The sequence below is a fragment of the Roseibium sp. genome (genome assembly GCF_050301095.1).
Lineage (GTDB): Bacteria > Pseudomonadota > Alphaproteobacteria > Rhizobiales > Stappiaceae > Roseibium.
The window spans coordinates 1-9,323 of record NZ_JBNKYW010000214.1 but is presented as its reverse complement, the minus strand read 5'-3'; the positions used below and the strand labels follow the sequence as shown (position 1 = coordinate 9,323).

Below are 9,323 nucleotides of genomic sequence, written 5' to 3'. Positions count from 1 at the left end.
CTTTGGCGAAAAGCGTCTGGTAGAGGCCGCAACCCGCCAGATGGAGAAGCTGCCCTACTGCCACACCTTCACCCACAAGAACCACGGACCGTCGATCGAACCGGCCGAGAAGCTGGTCGAGATGGCGCCGGTGCCGATGTCCAAGGCCTATTTCACCAACTCGGGCTCGGAAGCCAACGACACGGCCATCAAGCTGATCTGGTACCGCTCCAACGCGCTCGGTCAGCCGGAGCGCAAGAAGATCATCTCCCGGGTGCGCGGCTATCACGGTGTCACCATTGCCTCCGCCAGCCTTACCGGCCTGCCGAACAACCACCGTTCCTTCGATCTGCCGTTGCCGCAGATCCGGCACACCACCAGCCCGCATTACCGCACCATGAAAAAAGACGGTGAAAGCGAAGCGGATTTCGCCAGACGCTGCGCGCAGGACCTGGAAGACCTGATCCTCGCCGAAGGTCCGGAAACGGTTGCCGCCTTTATTGCCGAACCGGTGATGGGCGCGGGCGGTGTGGTCGTGCCGCCGGAAGGTTACTGGGAAGCAGTTCAGCCGATCCTGAAGAAATACGGCATTCTCTTCATCGCCGATGAAGTGATCTGCGGCTTCGGGCGGACGGGTAACATGTTCGGCACCGAGACCTACAATCTCCAGCCGGACATCATGACGCTCTCCAAGGCGCTGTCGTCTTCCTATCAGCCGATTTCCGCGCTCCTGATCAATGATGACGTCTATCAGCCGATCGCGGACGAATCTCACAAGATCGGCGTTCTGGGCCATGGTTACACCGGCAGCGGCCATCCGGTTGCGGCCGCCGTCGCGCTGGAGAACCTGAAAATCATCGAGGAGCGGGACCTTGTCGGCCACGTCAAGTCGATCGCGCCGACTTTCCAGAAGCGGCTTGCCGGTCTGGCGGAAAACCCGCTGGTTATCGAAACCCGCGGCATCGGCCTGATCGGGGCCGTCGAGATCGGGCACGAGGCTTTTGCCGCGACGCCGGGCGCGCTCGGTGGCAAGGCAAATGCGGCCTTCCTGGAAAAGGGGCTGATTTCCCGCAACATGATCGACGCGCTGGCCTTCTGCCCGCCGCTGGTGATTACCGAGGCGCAGGTGAACGACATGTTCGATATCGCCGAAGCGGCCTTGAAAGACGTTGCGGACAGCCTGTGACGGGCTGGTCGATCGTCGGGACCATCAGCGGCACCTCCGCTGATGGCATCGATCTGGCGGAGATCGAAACGGATGGCGTGAGGGTCAGCCGTTTCGGCCCGTCGGAGACTTGCCCCTATCGGCCCGAAACAAGACGGCTCGTGCTGGAAACAGCGGCGAAAAAGGGAACGGACCGCGAAGACTGGCCCGAAATCGCCGCTGCCGTCACGCAGGATCATGCTACTTCGATCCAGTCCTTCCTGGAGAAGCACAACCTCAAGCCGGACGCCGTCGTCTTTCATGGCCAGACCGTCTGGCACGATCCCAGGGCGGGTGAAACCGTCCAGCTCGGTGATCCGCAGGCGCTTGCCGATGCGTTGAACCTGGCCGTAATCGGCGACGTACGTCTGACCGACATGAAAGCCGGCGGCGAGGGCGCACCCTTGGTGCCGGTCTATCATCAGGCGCTGGCCAAGACGCTGGTCGGTGCAGCGAGGGAACCACTGTGTTTTCTGAACATTGGTGGGGTTTCCAATCTGACCTACATTGACGGCGACCGGCTGCTGGCCTTCGACATCGGGCCGGGAAATGCCTTTCTCGACGATTGGGTGCGCAGGCACGGCGCCGGCGACTATGACGCGGGCGGGGCGATCTCGGCAAAGGGCCAGGTCGACGAACGGCGGCTGAAACAGGCGCTTTCCCATCCCTTCCTGAGCGAACCGGGCCCCAAATCCCTCGACCGCTACAGCTTTTCCGGCGATTTCGTCGAAGGTCAGAGCCTTGAGGATGGCGCTGCGACCCTGCTGGCCTTTACCGCCGAAGCCATAGTAATGGCGGAAGCTTTGCTTCCGGCCCGGCCGAAGCTCTGGCTGGTCTGCGGGGGCGGCAGGCATAATCCCGTTTTGATGGTTGCCTTGCAGAAGAGATTGGCGGGACAGGTCCTTCCGGCTGACGATTTCCGGATCGACGGCGACGCGCTGGAAGCCCAGGCAATGGCGTTTCTGGGGGCACGGCTGAAGGCCGGACTGCCGACGACGTTTCCGGAGACGACCGGTGCACGCAAGCCTGTTATCGGGGGCAAGGTTTATCTGCCCCGGACGTGACTGCTGTGTTCGCATTAAGGGGTGGGGTAACCCTCGTGCAATCGCTTTGTTCCTTCAGCGGAAGAACCGGCTCGCTGGAACTGTCTGTCAAACAATGTTGGCAAAGTGTTTTTCTTGCGCAAATCCCGTCCAGCCGCTAACCAGATTTCATGAACGGTTCTGAAATCTACCAGCGGCTTATCCAATTAATCGAAGAACGGGTGCTCAAACCCGGCGACCGGCTGCGGGAGGCGGATCTGGCCGAGGAGTTCGGCGTCTCCAGAACGCCGATCCGCGAAGGCCTGAAGCGCCTGGAGGCGCAGGGGCTGGCGGTTCACGAGCCCAACCGGGGCATGGTGATCCCGACGCTCGATCATGGCCAGATCAACGAAGTCTACTTCATGCGCGAGGTGCTGGAGGGAACAGCGGCAGGATTGGCCGCCAAGCACGCCTCGGAGCCGGAGATCGAAATCCTGCAGGATCTGGTGGTGGCCGACCGCAAGCGCATTGCCGACAAGGACAGTCTGGTGCGCTCCAACCGGGAGTTCCACCGGCGCCTGTGCCTGGCCTCCCACAACCGTTATCTGGTCGACCAGATCGACCACCTGCGCCTGTCACTGATCCTCATGGCCGGTACGACGCTGGACACGCCCGAGCGGCGCGAGACGGCGGTGGAGGAACACGCCGCCATCGTCGACGCGATTGCAAGGGGGGACGGTGCGGCAGCGGAGGCCGCCGCCCGGCTGCACATTGCCCACGCCCACAAGACGCGGCTGCAGCAGATTTAACCTGTCATCAAGCCCAGGAGCCTGCGGGTCAGCACTCCACGATGTTGACGGCAAGGCCGCCCTTGGAGGTTTCCTTGTACTGCTCCATCATGTCCATGCCCGTCTGGCGCATGGTCTCGATACAGCCGTCCAGCGGCACGAAATGCGAACCGTCGCCGCGCAGGGCGAGAGACGCGGCCGTGACCGCCTTCACGGCGCCAAGGGCGTTGCGTTCGATGCAGGGCACCTGCACCAGGCCCGCGATCGGGTCGCAGGTCATGCCGAGGTGATGCTCCAGAGCGATCTCGGCAGCATTTTCGATCTGCTCGTTGGTGCCGCCGAGCGCGGCGCAAAGGCCTGCCGCGGCCATGGCGGAAGCAGAGCCGACTTCGCCCTGGCAGCCGACTTCAGCGCCTGAAATCGAGGCATTGGCCTTGATGATGCCGCCGACAGCGGCCGCCGTCAGAAGGAAGGTCCGGATGCCCGCCTGATCGGCACCCGGGCAATGGTCGAGATAGTAGCGGGTCACCGCCGGAATGACGCCTGCCGCGCCGTTGGTCGGCGCCGTAACGACCCGTCCGCCGGCAGCATTTTCCTCGTTGACCGCCATGGCGTAGACACCCAGCCAGTCGACCACGTTGTGCTCGAACGGCGGGTTGTTGCGGCCTTCACGGATGAGCTTCTGGTAGATGTCGGCGGCGCGCCGCTTGACCTTCAGGCCGCCCGGAAGGATGCCAGTCTGGGTAATGCCCCGGTTGATGCACGAATCCATGGCCGACCAGAGCCGGTCGATGCCGGTCTCCACCTCTTCGCGGGGCTTGTCGCAGCATTCGTTCCGCAGCTTCATCTCGGCGATGGAAAGTTCTGCCTCGCGGCCCATTTCCAGCATCTGCTTGGCTGTGGAGAAGGGGAAGGGCACATCCTGCGTGGCAAGTTCGTTGACCGGTTCGTTGGTGGTCTTGCGCAGTTCCGCCTCGCTGACCACGAAGCCGCCGCCAATCGAGTAATAGACAAAGGTGTCGACGACCGATCCTGCTGCATCCAGCAGATGGAAGGTCATGCCGTTGGCATGCAGCGGCAGTGCCGGGCCGTAGTCGAAGACGACATCTTTCTCCGGATCGAACTGAAGTTCGGGCAGGCCGGGGATCCGCAGTTTCCGAGCCCGTTTCAGGTCTTCCAGCATGGGCTCCACCTGGTCGGGGTCGAGCGTGTCGGGCCTGGCGCCGAGCAAGCCGAGACAGACGGCCTTGTCCGTCGCGTGGCCCTTGCCGGTGAAGGCGAGTGAACCATGCAGGGTGACGGTGATCCGGGATGCCGCGGCTTCCGCGCCTGCCAGGCCGCGCACCCGGTCAAGATAACGGTGAACGGCAACCATCGGGCCGACGGTGTGCGAACTGGACGGGCCAATGCCGATTTTGAAGATGTCGAAGACACTGATGAACATGTGATCGGGACCGGTTTCTCTGTTTTCCGAACCTGTTGGGGCCGGCGCTTAAGGTAACAGATAGCGTTGTGAGTATGTGCATTCAAACGCGCATTTATGTGTCATTTGCGACATTCTGGTGGAACGCTCTTTCAGGTTCGCATGACGGGCGGGAAGAATTGCCCGCAGAACCTATTGTTCGGGAAATGCGGCTTTGGTAGCTTGCGGCTCCTTTCCTGAGCCAAGCCGCAATCAGACCAAAGAGAACAAGATGACCGCGCAGCATCCTTCCGACGTGACCGACGTTTTGAGATCCAAGAAAGACGCATTTCATATTCCTGAAGGCGTCATCTATCTGGACGGAAACTCGCTCGGCGTCATGCCCAAGCATGTGCCGGCGCGCATTGCCGAGGTCGTGACGGAAGAATGGGGCACGAGCCTGATCCGGGCCTGGAATACCCATAGCTGGATCGATCTGCCCGCCCGGACCGGCGACCGCATCGCGCGCCTGATCGGGGCCCCGGCCGGATCGGTCGTTGCCTGTGACAGCACCTCGGTCAATGTTTTCAAGGTCCTTTCCGCTGCCCTGTCCCTGCGACCGGGTCGCAAGGTTGTCCTGTCGGACAACGGCAATTTTCCGACCGATCTTTACGTCGCCTCCGGCCTGGCGGCGCTTCTGGACAAGGGGCATGAGCTGAAGATCGTCGCCCCGGAAGAGGTCGAGGGCGCCATCACCGAAGATGTTGCGGTGATGATGCTGACCCAGGTCGATTACCGGACCGGGCGTGTGCATGACATGGCGGAACTGACCCGCAAGGCCCATGAAGCCGGGGCGATTGCAATCTGGGATCTTGCACATTCTGCCGGAGCCATTCCGGTTGACCTGATGGGGGCGGGGGCCGATTTCGCCGTCGGCTGCGGCTACAAGTACCTGAACGGAGGACCGGGCGCTCCGGCATTCCTTTACGTGGCCCCGGAACATCAGGACAGGGTCACCTCGCCGCTGACGGGCTGGATGGGACATGAGGCACCCTTTGCCTTCGATCTGGACTACCGCCCGGTCTCGGGCGTCAGCCGGATGACGGTCGGAACCCCCGCCATTCTTGCGCTCTCAAGCCTTCATGCGGCGCTCGATGTGTTCGCGGATGTCGACATGGCCGACATCCGCGCCAAGTCCATCTCTTTAAGCGAGTTGTTCATTGCCGAGGTGGAGGCCAAATGCCCGCAGCTGACTTTGGCCAGCCCGCGCGACCCGTCAGAACGCGGCAGCCAGGTGTCCTTCCGCTTCGAGGAAGGTTATGCGGTGATGCAGGCGCTGATTGCGCGCGGCGTGATCGGTGATTTCAGGGCGCCGGACGTCATGCGCTTCGGCTTCACCCCGCTTTACCTGTCGCACCAGGACATCGTCGACGCGGTGTCGATCCTGGCGGAGATCCTGGAGACGGAAAGCTGGAACCGGCCGGAATTCAAGACCCGCGCCAAGGTGACCTGATCCGGCGCGTCCCGTCCTACATCGCCGCGATGCGCATCTGGGTTTCGAGCATGGACAGGAAGCGGTCTTCAGGCACCGGCCTGGAATAAAGGAAACCCTGATACCGGTTGCAGCCGTTCTTCGATAGCCAGGAGCGCTGTTCGATGGTTTCGACCCCTTCGGCGACGACTTCCGCCCCGAGGGCATTTGCCAGCGACAGGATAAGTTTGACGATGGCTCCCCCGGTGGCCACCTCCTCCATGAACACCCGATCGATCTTGATGCCGTCGATCGGGTAGTTGTGGAGATAAGCTAGGTTTGAATAGCCGGTACCGAAATCGTCGATGACGATCCGGTAGCCGGCCTGCTTCAGGGCGGAGAGGGTTTCCAGCGCGTTCGGAATGTCGCCCAAAAGCACGCATTCCGTCAGTTCCAGGGAAATCAGGCCCGGATCGCACCCGGTTTCTTCCGGCAACGCCTGCATGCAGCTGACAAAATGCGGGTCTGAAAGTTGTCTTGGCGAGACATTCAGCGACAGCGGTATGTGGATATTCATGCTTTCCAGCCGCCGCTGCATGGACGCGACGTTGCGGCAGACCCATGTGCCGATGTCGTTGATCAGGCCCGTCTCGTCCGCGATCGGGATGAATTTGTCCGGCGGCACAAGTCCCTTCTCTGGATGCTGCCATCTTATCAGGGCCTCGGCGGACACGACCCGGTCAGACCGGGTACAGGATATCGGCTGATAGTAGAGCAGGAATTCGTCTTCGCGTATTGCGCGTTCCAGGTCCTTCTTGATCGCCTTGTGCTCGTCGCGCAAGAGGCGCATGCGTTCGCGGAACCTCACGCATTTCTGCTTCGGGTCCGTCTTGGCCTGATAGAGAGCCAGATCGGCATGGCGCATGAGTTCGCCGATGTTTTCGCCGTCTTCCGGATAGTGGGTGTAGCCGATGCTGAGGCCGACGGTTTTCGGCTTGCCGTCGATCAGCTGCGGCCTCGCGAATTCCCGCAATAGCGACTGACCGAACCAGTCAGGTTCGTGGCTGCCTGACTTTTCCAAATGGCAGATCAGGAATTCGTCGCCTCCCAGACGGGCGACGATATCGTCCGGTCCAGCCAGCTCCATCAGTTTGGCCGCAACCAGCTGCAACAGGCTGTCGCCGGCGGCATGGCCCAGGGAGTCGTTGACCATCTTGAAGTCGTCGAGGTCCACCAGGTAAAGCGTTGCGGCCTTGCCCTCGCCGGAGGCGTCCTGCAGAACCTGGGCCAGTCTTTCCTTCAGATAGGTGCGGTTGGAGAGACCCGTCAGGGCATCGTGACTGGCAAGATACTGCGCCCGCTCCTTGGTCTCGTGCAATTCGGTGACATCGATCTCGCTGACGAGATAGGCAGGCTGTCCGGTTACGCTGTCGTGGCAGGCCCGGACGGTCAGTTCATGCCAGCGCAGCCCGGCGTTCGTCTTGACACGGGCGACACGGCGGGCCGTGCGTTTGCTTTCGGCCAGGCCCAGCAAGGGGGCGGCTTCCCTTGGAGCTTCGAATTGGCCTTCGAATGTCGTGTCGAGCGACAGGCAGGTCGCCCGGGCTGCGGTGTTCCGGTAAAGCGGACGGCCATCCCTGGAGAAAAGCGAGATCATCACCGGCGTGTGCATCAGCGCTTCCGAGCTACGAAGCGTTTCGGGCTGCTGTTCATGATGCGGACGGCCTTCGCACAGCAGCGCCATGCGCCCGTCGGTTAGCCTGATGCCGCTCATGATGACCTGCAGAACCTTTGCCTCGCCCTGGGGGTAAAGGGTCCACATTTCGGAAAAGCTGACATCCTGCTTGCAGAAGTCCTGCTGATACTGGCGCAGGCGCTGTTCCACGGAATGGGACATGTCGGCCGCCATGTCCCGCGCTTGCAGCTCTTCCAGCGAGGCTGATTGCGTGATCTCAAGCGCCTTCTGGTTGGCCCACAGAACCCGCATGTGATCGATATCGAAGATCCAAAGCCCGGTGTCGAGCCTGTCGAACAGCGACATCAGCAGGTCCAGATCCACCTTGCCGCCGGCGTAACTCGAACGCAGGGTCAGCGGAGGCTGGCCCGGTTCTCTCATTGGCGTCTCGGTAAGATCAAGATGTTCCGGCAGTTTGCTTCTCCGCGATCGGTTCGAGGCAGTGCGGCCCCGACATTTCTCCCGCAGACCTTCGCCCCGGATGCCGCGACGCCATTTGCCCGCCGGAACAAGGAGTTCCGGGCGGGGCCAATGTTAAATGTCGGGAAATGACCGTTCAATTCAAAATGTGAAAAAGCTTTGGGAAACTTAACAATACCTGTCATTTTGCCTTATTTTTGTTGGTTCAATTCTTCGAATGGCGAAAAATTACAATAGGTGTATTGGTTTTGACTTCTCGTCCTGGTGGATTTTTGATCTGTCGAAGCTTTCTGCCGGTGTTGCGTATGTCGGCGAATTCACTGGCGTGTTTCGGGCCCGGGTGCCAATCTGAGGCCGCCGGTGGAAGGAGGCTCGCCGGAACTGACGTAAAGACCTTTCCGGCAGCGGAGGCGTTTTCATGAAAAGCATTTTGGATATTACACCGCCACTTCGGGCGGGTATGGCGGTTTTCCCAGGCGATGCGCCCTACCAGGCTGCGAAAACCAGTGAGATATCGGACGACTGTCCGGTGAATGTCGGCGAGTTTTCCATGTCCTGCCATTGCGGTGCGCATGCGGATGCACCGTTTCACTACGACAGCAACGGTCTTGCGGTCGATGAGCTGGATCTGGCCGATTTCATCGGACCGGCCCGGGTCATTGATGCGCGTGGCCCGGAAGCCTTGTGTCCTGCGTATCTTCTGGCGCCGCACGTCAGGGACTGTCCGCCCCGGCTGCTGCTGCGTCTGGCGGACCGGACCGATCCGATGGTCTGGCCGGAAGGGTTTCGGGCACTCGCCCCGGAAACAATGTCCCTTCTGGCAGACTGCGGCGTGAAGCTGATCGGCGTGGATGTGCCCTCGGTTGATCCGGAAACCTCGACAGAGTTGCCAAGTCACGGAATTGCCCGTTTCCGGGATTTGCGGATTTTGGAAAATCTTGACCTTTCTGCTGTTGAACCCGGTGATTATGAGTTGATTGCTCTGCCAATGAAGTTAGAAGGGCTGGACGCCGCGCCGGTGCGGGCCATCTTGCGCCCGCTCCACCAAGACTGACCATGAAGGCAGCCGCGGCCAAGACAAGACAAGACCGCTTCTGGGGGGCGGCAAGGAGCATGAATGCTAGAGCTTGACAAGCTCGTGATGGATTTCAGCGGTTTCCGGGCGGTCAACGGCTGCTCGTTCCGTGTCGAAGAAGGCAGCATCACCGGTCTGATCGGGCCCAACGGTGCCGGCAAGACCACCCTTTTCAACCTGATTGCCGGAGCCTTGCAGCCGACCAGCGGCAGGATCCGTTTCCTGGG

General features: G+C 61.3%; 8 protein-coding genes. 6 read left to right on the top strand and 2 right to left on the bottom strand.

Translation table 11 applies throughout. From position 1 onward, the window contains the following. The 3 genes from ACQY7U_RS19065 to ACQY7U_RS19055 form a co-directional block, all read left to right on the top strand. Positions 1-1,165 (top strand): aminotransferase (locus ACQY7U_RS19065; RefSeq protein ID WP_428647850.1); only part of this gene is annotated, 1,165 nt, incomplete at its 5' end. Beyond that, positions 1,162-2,247 (top strand): anhydro-N-acetylmuramic acid kinase, encoded by a 1,086-nt coding sequence (locus ACQY7U_RS19060; RefSeq protein ID WP_428647848.1) that lies wholly within the window; start codon positions 1,162-1,164, stop codon positions 2,245-2,247. The genes ACQY7U_RS19065 and ACQY7U_RS19060, both read left to right, overlap by 4 nt. Positions 2,248-2,396: 149 nt before the next feature. Beyond that, the gene (locus ACQY7U_RS19055) at positions 2,397-3,014 is read left to right on the top strand and encodes a GntR family transcriptional regulator (RefSeq protein WP_428647846.1); all 618 of its coding nucleotides are present in this window, start codon (positions 2,397-2,399) and stop codon (positions 3,012-3,014) included. 28 nt (positions 3,015-3,042) lie between these two features. On the opposite strand, the gene ACQY7U_RS19050 is transcribed toward ACQY7U_RS19055, so the two are convergent. Beyond that, on the bottom strand, positions 3,043-4,437 hold the full coding sequence (locus ACQY7U_RS19050; protein WP_428647844.1) for an L-serine ammonia-lyase: 1,395 nt from the start codon (positions 4,435-4,437) through the stop codon (positions 3,043-3,045). A 250-nt stretch (positions 4,438-4,687) separates the two neighbouring features. On the opposite strand from ACQY7U_RS19050, the gene kynU reads away from it, so the two are divergent. Beyond that, on the top strand, positions 4,688-5,908 hold the full coding sequence (kynU, locus tag ACQY7U_RS19045) for a kynureninase (RefSeq protein WP_428647841.1): 1,221 nt from the start codon (positions 4,688-4,690) through the stop codon (positions 5,906-5,908). Between the two features lie 16 nt (positions 5,909-5,924). On the opposite strand, the gene ACQY7U_RS19040 is transcribed toward kynU, so the two are convergent. Then, positions 5,925-7,982, bottom strand: coding sequence for a putative bifunctional diguanylate cyclase/phosphodiesterase (locus ACQY7U_RS19040; RefSeq protein ID WP_428647838.1), 2,058 nt, complete (start codon positions 7,980-7,982; stop codon positions 5,925-5,927). Between the two features lie 457 nt (positions 7,983-8,439). Here ACQY7U_RS19040 and kynB point away from each other — a divergent pair, with 457 nt between their 5' ends. Further along, complete coding sequence (gene kynB, locus ACQY7U_RS19035; protein WP_428647836.1) at positions 8,440-9,075, top strand: arylformamidase; 636 nt, start codon at positions 8,440-8,442, stop codon at positions 9,073-9,075. Between the two features lie 63 nt (positions 9,076-9,138). Further along, positions 9,139-9,323 (top strand): ATP-binding cassette domain-containing protein (locus tag ACQY7U_RS19030; protein ID WP_428647833.1); only part of this gene is annotated, 185 nt, incomplete at its 3' end.

Coding starts and splice junctions, on each gene's coding strand:
- ACQY7U_RS19040 (WP_428647838.1), bottom strand. CDS start 7,982: ATGAGAGAACCGGGCCAGCCTCCGCTGACCCTGCGTTCGAGTTACGCC.
- kynU (WP_428647841.1), top strand. CDS start 4,688: ATGACCGCGCAGCATCCTTCCGACGTGACCGACGTTTTGAGATCCAAG.
- ACQY7U_RS19055 (WP_428647846.1), top strand. CDS start 2,397: ATGAACGGTTCTGAAATCTACCAGCGGCTTATCCAATTAATCGAAGAA.
- ACQY7U_RS19050 (WP_428647844.1), bottom strand. CDS start 4,437: ATGTTCATCAGTGTCTTCGACATCTTCAAAATCGGCATTGGCCCGTCC.
- kynB (WP_428647836.1), top strand. CDS start 8,440: ATGAAAAGCATTTTGGATATTACACCGCCACTTCGGGCGGGTATGGCG.